At 66.7% G+C, this 15,736-nt stretch carries 20 protein-coding genes; 16 read left to right on the top strand and 4 right to left on the bottom strand.

All coding sequences use genetic code 11. From position 1 onward, the window contains the following. Positions 1 to 56 precede the first annotated feature (56 nt). The 3 genes from M3N53_11800 to M3N53_11810 are packed head-to-tail and all read left to right on the top strand — an operon-like array spanning position 57 to position 1,743. Entirely contained in the window at positions 57 to 836 is a 780-nt protein-coding gene (locus M3N53_11800) for a sugar phosphate isomerase/epimerase (GenBank protein MDP9069010.1), read from the top strand. Positions 837 to 888: 52 nt separating this feature from the next. Next, positions 889 to 1,059, top strand: a complete 171-nt coding sequence (locus M3N53_11805) for a hypothetical protein (GenBank protein ID MDP9069011.1) — start codon at positions 889 to 891, stop codon at positions 1,057 to 1,059. A gap of 12 nt (positions 1,060 to 1,071) precedes the next feature. Continuing rightward, positions 1,072 to 1,743: a PH domain-containing protein gene (locus tag M3N53_11810; GenBank protein ID MDP9069012.1), complete on the top strand. Its 672-nt coding sequence runs from the start codon at positions 1,072 to 1,074 to the stop codon at positions 1,741 to 1,743. A 4-nt stretch (positions 1,744 to 1,747) separates the two neighbouring features. Here M3N53_11810 and M3N53_11815 read toward each other — a convergent pair whose 3' ends face one another. After that, positions 1,748 to 1,897 carry a hypothetical protein gene (locus tag M3N53_11815; protein ID MDP9069013.1) on the bottom strand — a complete coding sequence of 50 codons (150 nt, stop codon included), beginning with the start codon at positions 1,895 to 1,897 and terminating at the stop codon, positions 1,748 to 1,750. 128 nt (positions 1,898 to 2,025) lie between these two features. Between M3N53_11815 and M3N53_11820 the strand changes: the two genes are divergently transcribed. The 6 genes from M3N53_11820 (at position 2,026) to M3N53_11845 (ending at position 6,114) form a co-directional block, all read left to right on the top strand. After that, the gene (locus M3N53_11820; protein MDP9069014.1) at positions 2,026 to 2,541 is read left to right on the top strand and encodes a hypothetical protein; all 516 of its coding nucleotides are present in this window, start codon (positions 2,026 to 2,028) and stop codon (positions 2,539 to 2,541) included. A gap of 6 nt (positions 2,542 to 2,547) precedes the next feature. Then, positions 2,548 to 3,012 carry a hypothetical protein gene (locus M3N53_11825; GenBank protein MDP9069015.1) on the top strand — a complete coding sequence of 155 codons (465 nt, stop codon included), beginning with the start codon at positions 2,548 to 2,550 and terminating at the stop codon, positions 3,010 to 3,012. 72 nt (positions 3,013 to 3,084) lie between these two features. Then, positions 3,085 to 3,519, top strand: coding sequence for a hypothetical protein (locus tag M3N53_11830; protein MDP9069016.1), 435 nt, complete (start codon positions 3,085 to 3,087; stop codon positions 3,517 to 3,519). After that, positions 3,516 to 4,145 carry a thiamine phosphate synthase gene (thiE, locus tag M3N53_11835; protein MDP9069017.1) on the top strand — a complete coding sequence of 210 codons (630 nt, stop codon included), beginning with the start codon at positions 3,516 to 3,518 and terminating at the stop codon, positions 4,143 to 4,145. Before M3N53_11830 ends, thiE begins: the two co-directional genes overlap by 4 nt. A gap of 20 nt (positions 4,146 to 4,165) precedes the next feature. Further along, entirely contained in the window at positions 4,166 to 5,209 is a 1,044-nt protein-coding gene (gene cax / locus M3N53_11840; protein ID MDP9069018.1) for a calcium/proton exchanger, read from the top strand. A 62-nt stretch (positions 5,210 to 5,271) separates the two neighbouring features. Beyond that, on the top strand, positions 5,272 to 6,114 hold the full coding sequence (locus tag M3N53_11845; protein MDP9069019.1) for an amidohydrolase family protein: 843 nt from the start codon (positions 5,272 to 5,274) through the stop codon (positions 6,112 to 6,114). On the opposite strand, the gene M3N53_11850 is transcribed toward M3N53_11845, so the two are convergent. Both M3N53_11850 and M3N53_11855 read right to left on the bottom strand, forming a co-directional pair. Then, positions 6,111 to 6,389, bottom strand: coding sequence for an SHOCT domain-containing protein (locus tag M3N53_11850; protein MDP9069020.1), 279 nt, complete (start codon positions 6,387 to 6,389; stop codon positions 6,111 to 6,113). The two genes, M3N53_11845 and M3N53_11850, sit on opposite strands and share 4 nt — an antisense overlap. Continuing rightward, positions 6,386 to 6,688, bottom strand: coding sequence for a PspC domain-containing protein (locus tag M3N53_11855; GenBank protein ID MDP9069021.1), 303 nt, complete (start codon positions 6,686 to 6,688; stop codon positions 6,386 to 6,388). The genes M3N53_11850 and M3N53_11855 overlap by 4 nt, the downstream gene beginning before the upstream one ends. A gap of 163 nt (positions 6,689 to 6,851) precedes the next feature. Here M3N53_11855 and M3N53_11860 point away from each other — a divergent pair, with 163 nt between their 5' ends. Genes M3N53_11860 through M3N53_11875 form a run of 4 tightly spaced genes read left to right on the top strand, consistent with a single transcriptional unit; the run spans position 6,852 to position 10,680 of the window. Then, a complete protein-coding gene (locus M3N53_11860; GenBank protein MDP9069022.1) occupies positions 6,852 to 8,216 on the top strand; it encodes an HNH endonuclease in 1,365 nt (454 codons plus the stop codon). A gap of 31 nt (positions 8,217 to 8,247) precedes the next feature. Continuing rightward, entirely contained in the window at positions 8,248 to 8,565 is a 318-nt protein-coding gene (locus M3N53_11865; GenBank protein MDP9069023.1) for a metal-sulfur cluster assembly factor, read from the top strand. Next, positions 8,562 to 9,482, top strand: coding sequence for a TIGR03619 family F420-dependent LLM class oxidoreductase (locus tag M3N53_11870; protein MDP9069024.1), 921 nt, complete (start codon positions 8,562 to 8,564; stop codon positions 9,480 to 9,482). Before M3N53_11865 ends, M3N53_11870 begins: the two co-directional genes overlap by 4 nt. Positions 9,483 to 9,528: 46 nt before the next feature. Beyond that, positions 9,529 to 10,680, top strand: a complete 1,152-nt coding sequence (locus M3N53_11875) for a threonine synthase (protein MDP9069025.1) — start codon at positions 9,529 to 9,531, stop codon at positions 10,678 to 10,680. 8 nt (positions 10,681 to 10,688) lie between these two features. Here the strand turns inward: M3N53_11875 and M3N53_11880 are convergent, their stop codons facing one another. Next, positions 10,689 to 11,141, bottom strand: a complete 453-nt coding sequence (locus tag M3N53_11880; protein ID MDP9069026.1) for a DUF2269 family protein — start codon at positions 11,139 to 11,141, stop codon at positions 10,689 to 10,691. Positions 11,142 to 11,484: 343 nt separating this feature from the next. Here M3N53_11880 and M3N53_11885 point away from each other — a divergent pair, with 343 nt between their 5' ends. The 3 genes from M3N53_11885 to M3N53_11895 all read left to right on the top strand — a co-directional run bounded on the left by M3N53_11885 (position 11,485) and on the right by M3N53_11895 (position 15,730). Then, positions 11,485 to 11,796, top strand: coding sequence for a DUF6504 family protein (locus M3N53_11885; GenBank protein MDP9069027.1), 312 nt, complete (start codon positions 11,485 to 11,487; stop codon positions 11,794 to 11,796). Positions 11,797 to 11,889: 93 nt separating this feature from the next. Then, complete coding sequence (locus M3N53_11890) at positions 11,890 to 12,309, top strand: PaaI family thioesterase (GenBank protein MDP9069028.1); 420 nt, start codon at positions 11,890 to 11,892, stop codon at positions 12,307 to 12,309. Between the two features lie 19 nt (positions 12,310 to 12,328). Then, complete coding sequence (locus tag M3N53_11895) at positions 12,329 to 15,730, top strand: DNA polymerase III subunit alpha (GenBank protein MDP9069029.1); 3,402 nt, start codon at positions 12,329 to 12,331, stop codon at positions 15,728 to 15,730. The last annotated feature ends 6 nt before the right edge of the window (positions 15,731 to 15,736 follow it).

The following is a 15,736-nucleotide window of genomic DNA, read 5'->3' on the forward strand; positions in this document are numbered from 1 at the left end:
GCACCCTGTTCTACCGCAGAGGGCAGACAGAGCCTCAGGAGTTACGGTCTCGGACGATGCTCGTCGGCTCGATGAACTTCCCCGGTCGCTCCGTCCTCAAAGAGATCCATCGGATCGCGGAGGATGGGTTCGACTTCATCGACCTCACACTCGAGCCGCCCGCCGCCTGGGTGCCCGACGGGAAGGAGGTCGGCTCGCTGATCTTGGACCTGGGTCTGCAGGCGGTCGGCCACACCGCGTGGTACCTGCCGATCGCGTCTCCCTACCCCGAGATGCGCCAGTTAGCGAGGGATCTATACCGTCGTGGGCTGGACGTGTTCGCCGACGCGGGAGTGACGCTGGTCAACGTGCACCCCGATCAGAGGGTGCCACTGCACTCGCCGGACAAGGTGCGCGCGATGAACGCGGAGGCGATCGCCGACTTGGCCCAAGACGCGGCCGGGCGCGGGATCACGTTGATGGTCGAGAACCTCGATCGCGCCTTCTCGGGCGTCGACGATCTGGGCGCGATCTTCGAAGCGGTTCCCGAGGTCGACTTCCACCTCGACATCGCCCATGCGAACCTGCGTCTGGGGCTGCGAGAGCCGAACCGCTCGTCGTCGCTGCTCGAGGCGTTCGGGCCTCGGCTCGCGCACGTCCACGTGTCCGACAACCGGGGCGGGGGAGAGGACCTGCACCTTCCGCTGGGCGCCGGGACGATCGACTGGAAGGCCCACATCCGGTTGCTGAAGGAGCACGGCTACGACGGAACGGTCACGCTCGAGGTCTTCTCGCGCGAGCGGGAGCATCTCCGCACTTCGCGGAAGCTCTGGCTTAGCTGGTGGTCCGAGTACTGAGGCACGTCCTCCTAATCCGGCCCCTCTGCGGGTTCCAGACTATCGTGACCGCATGAAGTTGAAAAAGGTCGGCATGTACCTATTGCTGGCGTTCCTCGCGGTCTTCCTCATCAACTCTCCCGGCGAGGCGGCCAAGCTCGTGAAGGTGACCGGCGAGAACGCCGGGGAGTGGTTCTCGACCGCGTCCGCCGCCTTCACGCAGTTCCTGCGCTCGCTCATCTGAGCACCAGGTCTAGTGGGCCGCCACTCGTTCCCCTCTGAATCGTCGCCCGGGCCATCTCGGGCGGAGAGGCGCTACCTAGGCCGCCACTCGTTCCCCTCTGAATCGTCGCCCGGGCCATCTCGGGGAGACAGGCGCTACCTCGCCCTCGACGAGCACGTTGTCTGCCGCGTCCGCCGGCATCCCGCCGTCCTGGCGCGGCCGTTCGCAGAGGCGTTGGGCGCGATCGTCCTCGCATCGTTTCTCGGCACGCTGTTGAGCCCCTCCGATGGGTCCGACGTCATCGACACCGTCCTCGGGCTCGTGGCGATCTTCTTCATGGCTCGCTTCGCGTGGCGAGGATGGGAGTGGAGCGTCGCGCGCATCGTCGTGACCGACCGGAGGCTGTTCGAGGTGTCGGGGCTGCTGTCGCGCCGGGTTGCGTCGCTGCCGCTCACGAAGGTGACCGACATGACCTACCACCGCTCGGTGCCCGGAAGGCTCCTGGGCTACGGCGATCTGCGCGTGGAGTCACCGGGGCAGAAGCAGGCGGTCGAGAAGATCGGGTACCTCCCGAACCCCGACGACTTCTACCGGACCGTGACCTCGCTCGTGATGGCGAAATCCCCGACGCATCGGGAAGACGTGGCGACGCGGGTGGACACCGACAACGAAGACACCGGTCCCCTGCCGCGGGTGATCGTCTAGCGCTCTAGCTCGACTCGGGCTGGAACGCGGCCTGGTCGTCGGGCAAGGTCTCGTCGCTCTTGTTCACGGCCTCCTTGCCCGTCGGCGCGTCCGTCGCCTGGTCCTTCTCGGACCCCTTCGCGTAGTCCTTGCCGTCGCTGGTCTGATCGCTCATCGAAGCTCCTTCGTAGGAGGTCTCCCTGCAGCCTTCCCCCTGCTGATCGCCCCCCAAACGGTGCAGGAACGGCCCCGCATGCGGAGAAACCTCTCGCTACGGATATAGGTACCAGTGGGAGGATTTCGATGAGGAAGTCGATCGTTATCGGGCTGGCGGCGCTGATGGCGGCGTCGATCCTTGCTCCGGCGAGCGCGGGCAAGGCCAAGAAGCAAGAGGTGTCTGGGATCATCGCAGCGCCGGCACGGCACCCGGATGGTTGCTACACCGGTTTGTCCCGTCACCTGTTCTCGTTGGGTGGAGCGAACTCCAATGGCGCGGTCGGCTGGACCTTCGACGTCGATAAGGGAACGTGGAAGAAGCCGTTCGTCCTCGAGGCAACAGGCGGCGCCGGCGTGCCCGACTTGGACCTCACCTACTACCTCGGTGACTTCGCGACGCAGCAAGAGTTCGTGAACGACCCCCTTCCGGCACCGCCGGCGACCGCCGAGTTCCATACGCACGACGGTCCCGGTGAGGCGGGTGTCGTTCCCGTGGGCGCCATCAAGGCGATCGTCTGCATCTACGCATCGGAGAACGGGGCGGCGGCCGCGGTCCCCTTCACCTACACGGCCGGCAAGGGCGTCAAGGCTCCGAAGGGCTAGACGGCTATGAAACGACTGATCGCTCTATCCGTCGCGGCGCTGTTGCTCGGGGGCGCCGTACCGGCCACGGCCGGTAAGGCAAAGAAGACGAAGCAGAGGCAGGAGGGCTCGGTCGCGGTAGCTGCGATGTTCGCCGACGGTAGCTGCTTCTTCGGGTTGCACCGGCGCATCAACCTCGTGGCGCAGCGTCAGGCCCAAGGGATCGTGGGCTTCGACTTCGACGTGGACCAGAAGACGGCGGGCGGCAAGTTCAAGCTCGTGCCGTCGGACGACTCCGCCGACCTCGACATCAGCTTCTATCAGAGCCTCGGCGACCCGAGCGATCCGGCCGGCGTCCCTGCTAATGTCCCGTTCGAGACGCGGGAGGCCGGAGGCGAGTCGGGTGTCGTACCTCCGGGTTACCCGATCGCCATCGTGTGCATGGTCGCAGGGAGCAACACCGACTTCACCTACACCGCAACCAGCAAGTAGACATCTCTCTAGCTTCACCGGAAGGGGCGGGTCACCGCCCCTTCTTCGCGTCCGGCGTCTAGGGTTGAAGCCATGACGACCGGCCTGATCGCTGCTCTGGTCGCGGTTCTGATCCTCGGCTTCGTGGAGGCGCTGCGGCGCTTCTACCCGTCCCGCGCAACGTGGCGGCGCCTGCGCCGGACCCGCGGGCGTCTCGCGGTTCGTCTGATGCGCGAGCGGTTGGAGGAGGCGGGCCAGGATCGCCGGCGGCTGCGTGTGGTCGCGGAGGTCCTGGCCGGGCTCGTGATCGTGTGGGTGGCGATCGCCAGCTTGCTCGACAAGCGCTTCTACGAGGTCATCACCGACATCCTTCCGTACGTCTTCGTCGGCATCGCTCTGTTCCGCCTGCCGGGGGCGTTGCAACAGGTGGCGGAGCGGATGAAGACCTACGAGCGCGAGGTGGGCGAGGACCCAGACGAAGACTGGAGGGAAGGCGGCGACGGAGGTCCCGCGGTAGTCGCGTTGTGAGCCTCCAGGACGCCCTCCTCTACCTCGTCGCCCCCGCTCGGATCCGCGCAGGTGACATCGCGCACCTGATCCCCGAGCTCGCGGATGCGGGGGTGGATCTCTTCCAGCTCCGTGAGAAGGAGCTCGAGGCAGGCGATGTGCTTCGCCTCGCGCGCCCTCTGCAGGCGGCGTGTCGAGCCGTCGGGCTCCCGTTCATCATCAACGACCGGCCCGACCTCGCTGTGGTGCTGGACGCCGACGGCGTTCACGTGGGGCAGAACGACCTGCCTCCGGATGCGACCCGCCGGATCGTCGGGCCTCGCATCGTGGGACTCTCGACTCACGCTCCCGACGAGGTAGACGCAGCTGTGGCGCAGGCGCACCTGCTCGATTACGTCGCGGTCGGCCCAGTCAACGAGACGCCGACGAAAAAGGGTCGTCCGGGAACCGGGCTGTCGCTGGTGAAGCACGCGGCGGCGACGATCCAGCTCCCGTGGTTCGTGACGGGAGGCATGTCCATAGAGACGTTGGCGCCGGTGCTGGAGGCGGGGGCGCGCCGTATCGTCGTTGTCCGCGCGATCACGGAGTCGGCCGATCCCCCCGCTGCGGCCGCGCGCCTCAAGGAGATGTTGGTCGTCGCCGGCTAAGTATGAGTAAGGTGCCCGGCGTGAAACCGAAGCTCGAGTGGCTCCTGATCTTCGTCCCGATCGCGCTCGTCCTCGAATTCACGCACGGCAACCACACCGCGATCTTCGTCACCTCCGCTCTCGCGATCCTTCCCCTGGCCGGGTTGATCGGTCACGCGACGGAGGACCTGGCCATCCGGATCGGTCCCCAGAAGGGCGGCCTCCTCAACGCAACCATGGGGAACGTGACCGAGATGATCATCGCCTTCTTCCTGATTCTGGAGGGCGAGTTGGAGGTCGTGAAGGGCTCGATCACCGGCTCGATCATCGGCAACGTTTTGCTCGTCCTCGGGTTGGCTTTCCTCGTCGGCGGTTGGACGCGCCAGGAGCAACAGTTCAATCGGACCTCGGCGGGATTGCACAGCACTTCGTTGGTGATCGCGGTCGTCGCGTTGTTGATGCCCGCGCTGTTCGCGCTGACCTCCGAGTCCACCGAGTTCCGCACCGAGGCTGTGTCGATCGGTGTCTCGATCGTGCTGATCCTCGTCTACGCGCTGAGTCTGTTGTTCTCATTCAAGACGCACCGTGATTTCTTCCGGCCTACGAAGGAGGAAGAGCACGAGCCGAAGTGGTCGGCGAAGTACGCGATGGGGATGCTCGCCGGATCTACGGTGATGGTCGCGCTGATGTCGGAGTTCCTCGTGGGCGCTCTTGAGCCGACCGTGGAGGAGTTCGGTCTCTCCAAGCTGTTCGTGGGCCTGATCGTCGTTCCCATCGTGGGGAACGCAGCGGAACACTCGTCCGCCATCTTCCTGGCGGCGAAAGACAAGATGGATGTCGCGATCGAGATCGCGATCGGTTCGTCTACGCAGATCGCGTTGTTCGTGGCGCCGATGTTGGTCTTCGCCTCGCTCGCGGTCGGCAAGCCGATGGACCTGATCTTCTCGAGCTTCGAGATCGCCGCGGTCGCTTTCTCGTCGGCGATCCTGGGATTCATCGCGCTGGACGGACGCTCGCATTGGCTCGAGGGCGCACAACTGATGGCGGCCTACATCATCATGGCAATCAGCTTCTTCTTCCTTTGATCGAAAGCCTCACGCCCGCGCCGCGGGCGCTTCGTCTTCGATCGACTCAGTAGGAGGTCTCAGTGCGTGCCATCGATTTCCACGTCCACGTCTCGACGCACGAGTGGCTGAATGGCTCCATAGGTCCGATGCTGGAGGTGACCCAGAAGTACTTCAACCACACCGTGCGGATCCGCACGATGGAGCAGATGGCTCAGGAGTACAAGGACTGGGACATCTTCGGCGTCCTGCTCGCGTGGGATGCGGAGACAGCGACCGGGCTCCCGCCGCTCACGAACGACCGTGTGGCCGAGATCGTGCGCGCGTTTCCCGAGCAGTTCATCGGGTTCGCCAGCGTCGACCCGCACAAACCGGATCACGTGGAGGAGCTGGAGCGGGCCGTCACGGAGCTAGGCCTGCGCGGTCTCAAGATCCACCCGCAGGTCCAGGAGTTCTATCCGAACGAGCCGCAATACACGGCGCTGTGGGAGAAGTGCGAGGAGCACTCGCTGCCGATCGTCGCGCACGTGGGACAGACGGGGCTGGGGGCCGGGGTGCCGGGCGGGTTCGGCATCGCGTTCGACTACGGCCGCCCGATGCTGATGGACATGGTCGCCGCGAGGCACCCCGGTCTCACCGTCGTCATGGCTCACTTCGGCTACCCCTGGCACCTGGAGGTGCTTTCGAGCGCGCTGCACAAGACGAACGTGTGGGTCGACCTCAGCGCGTGGCGCCCGAAGTACATCCCGGCCGAGGTGAAGCGGGATGCACGCGGCCGCCTCTCGGACAGGACGGTGTGGGGGAGCGACTACCCGATGCTTGACCCGGGCCGCATCCTCGACGAGTTCGATGTCATGGAGCTCGGCGACAAGGAAGAAGACGTGCTGAAGAACAACGCCGCGCGCCTGCTGGGCCTCGAGCTCTAGGTAGATCGGGAGCCGGGCGACTTCGCTTCGCTCAGCACCTCACGGCGCTCCAGGAACTCATCGCGCGAGATCTCGCCACGCGCGTAACGCTCCTCTAAGACCTGCAGCCCCGCGCTCCGGTCCGGGCGGTGCTGGGGGCGGTTCTTCACCAACTTCGCCACGAGCACGACGACGAGCGACCAGAACACGATCATCAGAGCGATCGGCACAAAAGCCCATAGCCACTCGAACGGGCCGGGTCCAGAGCCGTGCCACATCCCGTGCGCCGGCGTCACCGCGAGAGGTCCTCTCTGATGCGTGAGAGGTCTTCCGCGCTGATCTCCCCGCGCGCGTAACGCTCCTCGGCGATCTCCAGCGCAGGTGACCTAGACCCGAGCGAGCCGGGGTCTCCCTCCGGAAGCGCGATCCACAGGATGATGTAGGGGATCAGGCCAAACCCGCCGGGCAGGATGATGACCAGCGCCCAGATGACGCGCACCAATGTCGCGTCCATCCCGAGGTACGCCGCGATCCCACCGGCTACACCCGCGATCTTGCGGTCGGTCGTTGACCTTCTTAATTGCCCCCTGGCCATCCGCTGATGGTAGCGAGAAGGTCTTGACGGGGTCGACGGCCTGCAATAGTATCGAACATATGTTCGACTCACGGTATTTCACCGACAATCACGGCAACCGCCACCCTTGGCGGCCGGAGCGCTTGGCCTACCTGGGCTGGGCGAAACCCCGCCTCGCGGCGCGGTGAGCCCGTCGCCACCCGAGCCGGAGGAGGACTCTTCTGGTGACGACGCAGCGCGGCCCGAGTGGCAGGAGGCTTACGAGGAGATCATGACGCTCTCCTCTGCGATCGCGGCCGCGCAGGCGCGCATCATCGACCTCGTGACCACTCACGGAAGCTTCCTCACCGCGGGCGACCAGCCTGCGACCTGGCTCGCCTGGGCGGCCGGCATGAGACCCACCACCGCGAACAAGCACCTGCGCCTCGGCGAGCGCCTGATGGAGCTGCCGAAGATCAAGGAGTCCTTCGCCGCGGGAGAGATCAGCTTCGAGAAAGCGGACACCATCGCGCGCATCGCGTCGAAAGAGACGGAAGAGCACCTGCTCATGTGGGCTCAGCACGGGACATGTTCGCAGCTCGGCACGATCGCATCCGGCTTCCGCCGCGCCAAGGTGAACCTCGAGGGAGCCGCGGCGCTGCAGCGTGACCGCTCTCTCACCTACTACTACACCGAAGAGGGCGCCTTCCGCCTCCGCGCTCAGATGCCGGCCGAGCAAGGCGCGCTGGTCGCGGCCGCGATCGAGGCCGCCGAGGAGAAGCTGTGGGAGGAGCAACAGGTCTTCCGCGACGAGGCGGTCTCCGAGGCTGATCGCCGGCAGATGGTGCGTCGTGGAGACACAGGCGGTGCGCGGCGGGCAGACGCGTTGGTGGCGCTCGGCGAAACTTTCCTCGCCCATGGTCTTTCAGATGGCCCTGTCTCGGATCGCTACCAGGTCATGGTGCACGTGGACCAGGCCGCGCTCCACAGAGATGCCGGTGCCACCTGCGAGCTTCAGGCTGGCGCCGGTATCTCCCCCGACACCGCCCGGCGCATCTCTTGCGATTGTTCGATCATGGCGCTGCTGGAAGGAGACGGCGTTCCCCTCAAGCTCGGCCGCACCCGGCGCACCATCTCTCCCGCGCTGAGACGGGTGCTGGAGGCGCGCGACCGGCACTGTGTTTTCCCGGGCTGCAGCAACGAGCGGAGGCTGGATGGCCACCACGTGGCGCATTGGATCGAAGATGGTCTCACCGAACCCGACAACGTGACACTGCTGTGTCGCCGCCACCACCGCTTGGTCCACGAGGGCGGCTACACGATGACCTTCGACGGCAAGTCGGCTCGCTTCTTCCGCCCCGACGGCAGCGAGGTGGAACGGGTGCCGACGTACCCGTCGCTCACCGAGGTCGAGATCGCGGAGTGGTGCGCGGCGTCTACAACCGACGTCGACACCTGGTCGCATTGGATCGACCCGTGCGACTACGCCGATGCCGTTTCGTGGCTGTGCGAGAACGATCTGGAGGCCAGAGAGCTGAGCCTGGCAGGAGCGCGGGCCGGGCCGGAATAGCTCGGCGCCCTGGGGCGTCTACAGTAGTGAGATGGCAACCACGCAAGAGATAGAAGAGCAGGTCATCGCGGCCTTGAAGACGGTGAACGACCCCGAGCTCGGGATCGACATCTATCACCTTGGCCTTGTCTACGACATCCTCATCAACGAGGAGAACAACGACGTCAAGGTCGAGTTCACGCTGACGACGATGGGCTGCCCGATCGGACCGATGATCGACGAGGAGATCAAGGCGGCCACCAAGGAGATCGAGGGGATCGGCGAGGTGACGACGGAGATGGTCATGTACCCACCGTGGACGCCCGAGAAGATGGACCCGCTGGCTAAGTCCGCCCTCGGGTTCGTTTGAGGTTCGGCCTCCACCTCCCCAGCGCACAGCCGGGCGCCAACGCGGCCGACATCCTGGCGGTAGCCGGTACCGCGGAACGTCTCGCTTTTGACTCCGTGTGGATGTTCGACCACCTGTTCACGCCGGTCGATCTGGAGTCGAAGTATCCTTACAGCCGCGACGGGTCGTACGCGATGAGCGCGAGCGACCCGTTCTTCGACCCCGCGGGCGTCTACGGGGTGCTCGCCGGGGCGACGGAGCGCATCAGGATCGGCACCGGGGTGACCATCGCCGCTTACCGCCACCCGATCGTCTTGGGCAAAGCACTCGCGACCATCGAGCAATTCGCGCCGGGGCGGGTCGTGCTCGGTCTGGGGCGCGGCTGGATGCGCGAGGAGTTCGACGCACTCGGCGTCGGTTTCGAGCGGCGCGGAGCGCGGCTCGAGGAATACGTGAGAGCCCTGCGCGCGATCTGGTCCGGTGAGCCGTCGTCATTCTCCGGTGAGTTCTATTCATGGGAGGAAGCGGGTTTCTTGCCCGCGCCCACCACGCACCTGCCGATCTTGCTGGGCGGCCACGGCAACGAGGCACTGCGACGCACCGCGGAGCTGGCCGACGGCTGGGTGATCACGACCTCCAGGGGGCAGGGCGCGGGCATCGAGGCGGTGGCGGCTCGTCTCGATGTGTTGAAGGCCGAGATGGACAAGCGGGGGCGAGATCTCGGCGAGCTCGAGATCGTTTACCCGAACCTGTTGTGGTTCTCGGATCAACCGAACCCGAAGATGCCGCTGACGGGAACGCCCGAAGACATAGCCGGGTCGATCAAGAGGCTCGAGGAGATCGGCGTCACCACGGCGCACCTGATCGTCTTCGGTCCCGGCCCCCTGGTCTGCGAGACCGCAGAGCGATTCGCCGAGGAAGTGCTACCGCTCCTTTAGGCAAAGAAGCGTCGGCTACGTCCGCAGTGGCGATTACCTTTCGTCCATGCCTTCTCGTTTGTCCGACCTGGAGTGCGCGCGCTGTGGGCGGAGCCACGATCCGCACGTCTTGCAGCAGAGGTGCGAGTGCGGCGGCACGCTCCTCGCGCGCTACGACCTTCGAGACCTCAGCTTGGGCGATGCCCGACAGAGGCGCGCAGGCATGTGGCGCTACACCGAGCTCCTCCCGCTGCGCTCGGCCCCCGTGTCTCTCGGAGAGCCGGAGACACCTCTGTTGTTCCTCCCCCGGCTCTCGGAGAGGTGGGGCATCGAGACCTGGCTGAAGGACGACGGGCTGCTGCCGAGCGGCACCTTCAAGGCTCGCGGCGCCGCGATGGGCGTGTCTCGCGCGGCCGAGCTTGGGGCGACCGCTATCGCGATGCCTACGGCGGGTAATGCGGGCGCGGCCTGGGCGCTTTACGCCGCGCGAGCCGGGCTGCCGCTGACCGTCGTGATGTCGCGTACGGCGCCCGCTTCGCAGCAGGCGGAGGTGGAGGCCGCGGGGGCGGAGCTCGAGCTGGTGGACGGCTCGATCGCAGACGCTGGTCGGCGGGCGAAGGAGATCGCGGGCGAGGCCGGCGCGCTGTTCGCGGGCACCTTCTTCGAGCCGTACCGCCTCGAGGGCAAGAAGACCGCGTGGCTGGAGCTGTTCGACCAGGCCGGCGACGAAGCAGGGATGCGCCTGCCGCGCACGCTCGTCATCCCGGTAGGCGGCGGAGTGGCGGCCGTCGCCGCCGCCAAAGCCGCCGACGAGGTGCGGTCCGCGGGTTGGACGAACGACGAGCCGCCCGTTCTCGTCGGCGTGCAGCCGGAGGATTGCGCGCCGATCACCCGAGCCTTCGAGGAGGGGCGAGACGACGTGCCGCCCTGGCCTCACCCAACGACGACGATCGCGGCGGGGCTTCGCGTTCCGGCTCCAGCCGAAGGAGCGCTCGTTCTCGACCGCGTTCGTTCCTCGGGCGGCACCATGCTGGCGGTCGCCGAGAGAGACATCAGGCTGTCGATCCGTCACCTCGCCGCGACCGAGGGAGTGTTCGCCTGCCCCGAGGGGGCCGCCACCGTGGCCGCCGCGGATCGTCTCGCGCGCAGAGGGGCACTGGAGGGGCCGGTGGTCCTCTACAACACCGGCAGCGGCATCAAGTACGTCGACGTGCTCTGAGTCGGGGGCTAGGTGCCCGGCTTCACGACCATGTTGAGCACGACGATGACGAGGACCAGCGTGTCGATCTGGCTGATCCGCTGGATCCGCTCGATGTTGCTCTGCACTTCTGCATCTTCTGGGCCCCGGTCTGTGATGCCGGCGGTCACCTTCTTGCCGGCGGGAGCGAGGTAGGCGATGCCGGTCACGAAGGTGGCGGCGAACCCGAGGAGGCCGATGACGATCCAGAGGTCGGTGAATTCCCACCCGCTGACGATCACCGTGCCGATGCCTGTCAGGAGCACGAGCAGCGAGATCGGGGCGAAGTAGTGGGGGCCGAGCCAGGCCATGTCGTCGGCGAACTGGGCGAGACGGGTGGGTCCTCCCTTTCGAGCCCTAACCGCGAGGATCTGTCCGAATAGCGCTCCGCCCACCCATGCGACCGCGGCCAGCACGTGGATCGATTTGAGCAGGTCGTACACGCTTCCTCCCAGAGTCGCTCGGATCGTCGACCGGAGTATCCGACGGGCGAAAACCGTTCACAAGGGTTTTCAGACTTCTGCTTGACGCGGGGACTCGGTACGCCTACTATCGAACATACGTTCGATTCAGGTCAGGCTGGCTCTCTCCCCGAAGCCGCGTGGGTTCCCCGGCCCCGCCTCCTGGAACGAACGTAGACCGGGGGCCCGATGGGCCCGCCTCCTCACTGGGGCGGGTCGGTCGGGCTCCCTTAGTCATTGACGGGTCCGAACGCTCCGCGGGAGGCGAAGCGATTCGGGTCCCTTAGTCGTTGCAGCGCGAGAACGCGAAAAACATAGAGGAGCGGTGGCCAAGCGTTACGACGATCCGATCGATGTCACGGCCGATCCGCAGGTGCCAGGACCGGTGTCGTTCTCCTGGCGCGGCCGCCGCTACGAGATCGACGAGCAACTGAGCTGTTGGCGCGATGGGGGCGAGTGGTGGGACCGGGCGAAGGCGCGCGAGCGCGAGTACTTCAGGGTGCTCGCTCGGCCCGCCGGTGTGCTCGCGAGCGGAGACCTCGACCCCGACGGTTTCATGGTTTCGCCGGCAGCCGTCTACGACATCTACTTCGATCGCCTCAACAGCGCCTGGCGCATAGCCCGCCTATGGGACTGACCCCGTTATCTCTGCACACCGGCTCCCCGGGCGACGGTTGTGAGGGAGTCAGAAGCGCCCGCCTTCCGTTCGAGCTTGAGTATCGTCGCTCGCATGTCGCGCACGCGCTGGGAGGCCTATCTCGAGGGGGCGTTCTCGATCCCCGCGAACGAGACGCTCGGCTTCCAGCGCCGCGACGCGCCCGATCCGAACGAGGTCGCGTTCACGTGGACGGTTCCGGCCGAGCTGTGCAACTCCGCCGGCAACCTCCAGGGCGGGATGCTGGCCGCGTTCGCGGATGCCGTTCTGGGCGGGTTGTGCGCGACGCAGCTCGACGAAGATTCGTATCCCGCTCTGGCCGAGATGAAGATCTCGTTCCTGCGCCCGGCTCCCGCGGGCGCCACCATCACCGGCACCGGGCGCCTGTTGAAGGTGGGCAAGCGCTTGATGTTCGCGGAGGCCGAGATCACCGACTCCGACGGTCGGATGATCGCCAAGATCAGCGGAACCGAGCTACCCGCCTCGCTCCCGTAGCTCACCCGGGCAGAGCCGCATGAGCGGCTTCGTCCATCTCCACTGTCACTCGACCTGGTCTTTGCTAGACGGGGCGATCCCGGCCGAGACCCTTCCGTGGATGGCAGCCGAGCTGGGATACGAGGCCGTTGCTCTCACCGATCACGACGCGCTGACGGGGGCCGTCCGCTTCGCCCGCGCTTGCAGGGACGCAGGGGTCAAACCGATCTACGGAGCCGAGCTGACTCTGACCGACGGGCATCACGTCACCGCGATCGCCCGCGATGCGACCGGCTACGCGAACCTGTGCCGGCTCATCTCTCGGGCTCACCTCGACCACGAGCGCGGCCAGCCCCGCACCACCTTCGCCTCGCTCGCGGAGCGCGCCGAGGGGTTGTTCGTGCTATCGGGGTGCGGACGAGGCGAGGTCCCGGCACTGGCCGCTGCCGGCGCCATGCCTCAGGCGATCGAAGCCGCACGGCGGTGGCGGGATGTGATCGGCGACGGCTACCGCATCGAGGTCTTCGACCACCGCGGCTACGGCGCGAGCACGCTTCGGGACCGCTTGCTGGGGATCGCGCGAGAGACCGGCATCCAGGCCGTCGCCACGAACGACGTGCACTATCCGACCCCTCGGGAGGCGGCGACGCACGAGCTCCTGCATGCGATCAGGGAGATCGTCCCGTTGTCTCGGACCAAGGCGCTGCGCTCCAACTCCGAGTACGGCTTCAAGGCGCCACATGCGATGCGCGAGCTGTTCCAAGACGCGGCCGGACGGGATGCCGCCGACGAGACGCTTCGTATAGCCGAAGCCTGTGACTTCGATCTCGACCTCGGCAGGTATCACTTCCCCGAGATCCCGATGCCTCCCGGTGAGACCGCAACCGGCGCGCTGGCACGTCGTTGCTACGAGGGCGCCCACCATCGTTTCGACAAGGTGACCGGGGTGATCGACGTCCGGCTCCAGCACGAGCTGCAGCTGATCTACAAGATGGGATTTGCCGCCTACTTCCTGCTGGTCGCCGACATCGTCCGTCACACCAGAGAGGTGCTCGGGATGCGCTGCGCCTGCCGGGGCAGCGCGGCGGGGTCGCTGGTCTGTTACGTGCTCGGCATCTCCGACGTGGACCCGGTTCGCTACGACCTCCTGTTCGAGCGCTTCATGAACGAGCGACGCGAGGAGCTTCCAGACATCGACGTAGACGTCGAGTCGCACCGGCGCGAAGAGGTGCTGGCGCACATCCTCGACACCTACGGACGCGACCAGACCGCGATGTGCTGCATGGTCGACACCTTCAGGGCCCGCATGGCCATCCGCGAGGTTGGCAAGGCTCTAGGGCTTCCCGGCCAAGAGATCGATCTCGTGGCGAAGGCGTTCCCGCGCGTGAGGGCCAGGGACATCCCTCAGGCGATCGAGCGTCTTCCGGAGCTGGCCGGCACGAACCTCCGGGCGGGCCAGCTCGAGCAGCTCTTCGAGCTCTGTCTCGCGATCGACGGCTTCCCGCGGCACCTGGCGCTGCATCCATCGGGCGTGATCCTGTCCTCGCCGGACCTCGCGGACCGCGTCCCGATGCAGGCGTCCTACGGCGGCTTCACGATGCTGCAGGCGGACAAGGACGACGTCGAAGAGCTCGGCCTCGCGAAGCTCGACGTGCTGGGCGTGCGGATGCTGTCTTCCATCTCGCATGCGGTGGGAGAGATCGAGCGCGCACATGGCGAGCGGGTCGACCTGGACCGGCTGCCGCACGACGACACAGCTACGTACGACCTGGTCAAGACGTCCAAGACGCTGGGCTGCTTTCAGATCGAGTCACCGGGCCAGCGCGAGCTCCTGGCCCGGTTCCAGCCGAACCGCTTCGAGGACCTGATCGTCGACATCTCGCTGTTCCGGCCCGGCCCGGTGAAGTCCGACATGGTGTCTCCGTTCCTCGAGCGCTACCACGGCTTCGAACAGGTGCGGTACCCGCACCCGAGCCTGAAGCCGATCCTGAGAGAGACGAACGGCGTCGTCGTCTTCCACGAGCAGGTCATCCGGGTGATCGCGGAGGTGACCGGCTGCAGCCTGGCCGATGCCGATTACGTGCGAAGGCACCTCGATGCAGAGCGGCCGAGCCTGCCGGGCGATCCCGGCCATCCCGGCGAGCGCAAGCTGGGCCAGGACTGGGTCAAAGACGAGCGCGTGCACTTCGCCGGAGTAGCGGGACCGATCACGGTGACACCGCCGCAGGGCGACGTCGCCGAGTGGTTCATCACGTCGGCCATCTACAACGGCTTCAAGCCCGAGCAGGCCGAGACCTTGTGGAGGGAGGTCTTCAGCTTCGCCTCGTTCGGGTTCTGCAAATCTCACGCTGCGGCCTTCGCGCTGCCGACCTACCTGTCGGCGTGGCTGAAGGCGCATCACCCCGCCGCTTTCCTCGCCGGCGTGCTGACGCACGACCCCGGCATGTACCCGCGCCGGCTGATCGTGGCGGACGCCCGCAACTTCGGCATCCCGATCCTGCCGATCGACGTGAACGCATCCGATCGGGTCTACCGGGTGGAGCCGGTGGGCGATCCGGCTCGCCCGGGGATCCGGCTCGCGCTGTCCGAGGTGCGGGGGGTGTCGGAGGCCGCGATCGACTCGCTGTTGGCGGCGCGTGAAGAGGCTCGGTTCTCGTCGCTCGAGGACCTGTGGCGGCGCACCGAGGTGTCGCAACCTGTGCTCGAGAACCTGGTCCACGTCGGTGCTCTGGACGGGATCGAGCCGAGGTCTCGGCACGAGTTGATGTGGCGCGTGCTCGATCTCTCGTCGCAGCCGAAGCCGCGGGGCGGGAGCCAGCTCGGGTTCGCATTGGAGGAGCCGATCGCGGAGGCGCTGCCGGGTCTTCCCGCCTACACGCCTCTGGAGGAGACGGAGGCCGAGCTCGAGGTGTCGGGCATAGATGCGCGCCGTCACATCATGTCGCTCTACGAGCCCCTGCTGGCCGAGCTCGGCTGCACCAGCGCCAGGGACCTGGTGTCGCTGCGGAACAACTCCGAGGTGTGGGTGGCGGGCGTGAAGGTCGCCAGCCAGACGCCGGCGATCCGCTCGGGGCAGAGGATCATCTTCGTCACGATCGACGACGTCACCGGGCCGATCGACGTGACGGCGTTCGAGCGGGTCCAGCCGCGCTGTGCCCGCACGATTTTCCACTCCTGGATCCTGTTGGTGCGAGGCGTCGTGCGCAAACGAGGCGGCGCCTCGTTGATCCACCCGACGGGTGACAACGTGGGACTCACCGTGGTGGTGAACGAGGCGTTCGACCTGGCCGAGCTGGCTCGCGATCGCAAACAGGGTCACTCCGCGGCCGGCTGTCTGGGCCGCCAGCGCAAGAAGCAGTCCTTCCGCGGCCTCGACGCCGGGGGAACCGCGGCGGCACCGGGCCGTCTCTGGCACGCGAGTGGGGGCAGCGCCGGCCGCTAAGCGCGC

Source organism: Actinomycetota bacterium (genome assembly GCA_030776625.1).
Lineage (GTDB): Bacteria > Actinomycetota > CADDZG01 > CADDZG01 > WHSQ01 > MB1-2.

Excerpts from the sequence above, each read along its gene's own strand:
- M3N53_11800 (MDP9069010.1), top strand. The coding sequence starts at position 57 with ATGCTCGTCGGCTCGATGAACTTCCCCGGTCGCTCCGTCCTCAAAGAG.
- M3N53_11805 (MDP9069011.1), top strand. The coding sequence starts at position 889 with ATGAAGTTGAAAAAGGTCGGCATGTACCTATTGCTGGCGTTCCTCGCG.
- M3N53_11815 (MDP9069013.1), bottom strand. The coding sequence starts at position 1,897 with ATGAGCGATCAGACCAGCGACGGCAAGGACTACGCGAAGGGGTCCGAG.
- M3N53_11820 (MDP9069014.1), top strand. The coding sequence starts at position 2,026 with ATGAGGAAGTCGATCGTTATCGGGCTGGCGGCGCTGATGGCGGCGTCG.
- M3N53_11825 (MDP9069015.1), top strand. The coding sequence starts at position 2,548 with ATGAAACGACTGATCGCTCTATCCGTCGCGGCGCTGTTGCTCGGGGGC.
- M3N53_11830 (MDP9069016.1), top strand. The coding sequence starts at position 3,085 with ATGACGACCGGCCTGATCGCTGCTCTGGTCGCGGTTCTGATCCTCGGC.
- M3N53_11855 (MDP9069021.1), bottom strand. The coding sequence starts at position 6,688 with ATGGCCAGGGGGCAATTAAGAAGGTCAACGACCGACCGCAAGATCGCG.
- M3N53_11865 (MDP9069023.1), top strand. The coding sequence starts at position 8,248 with ATGGCAACCACGCAAGAGATAGAAGAGCAGGTCATCGCGGCCTTGAAG.
- M3N53_11875 (MDP9069025.1), top strand. The coding sequence starts at position 9,529 with ATGCCTTCTCGTTTGTCCGACCTGGAGTGCGCGCGCTGTGGGCGGAGC.
- M3N53_11890 (MDP9069028.1), top strand. The coding sequence starts at position 11,890 with ATGTCGCGCACGCGCTGGGAGGCCTATCTCGAGGGGGCGTTCTCGATC.
- M3N53_11895 (MDP9069029.1), top strand. The coding sequence starts at position 12,329 with ATGAGCGGCTTCGTCCATCTCCACTGTCACTCGACCTGGTCTTTGCTA.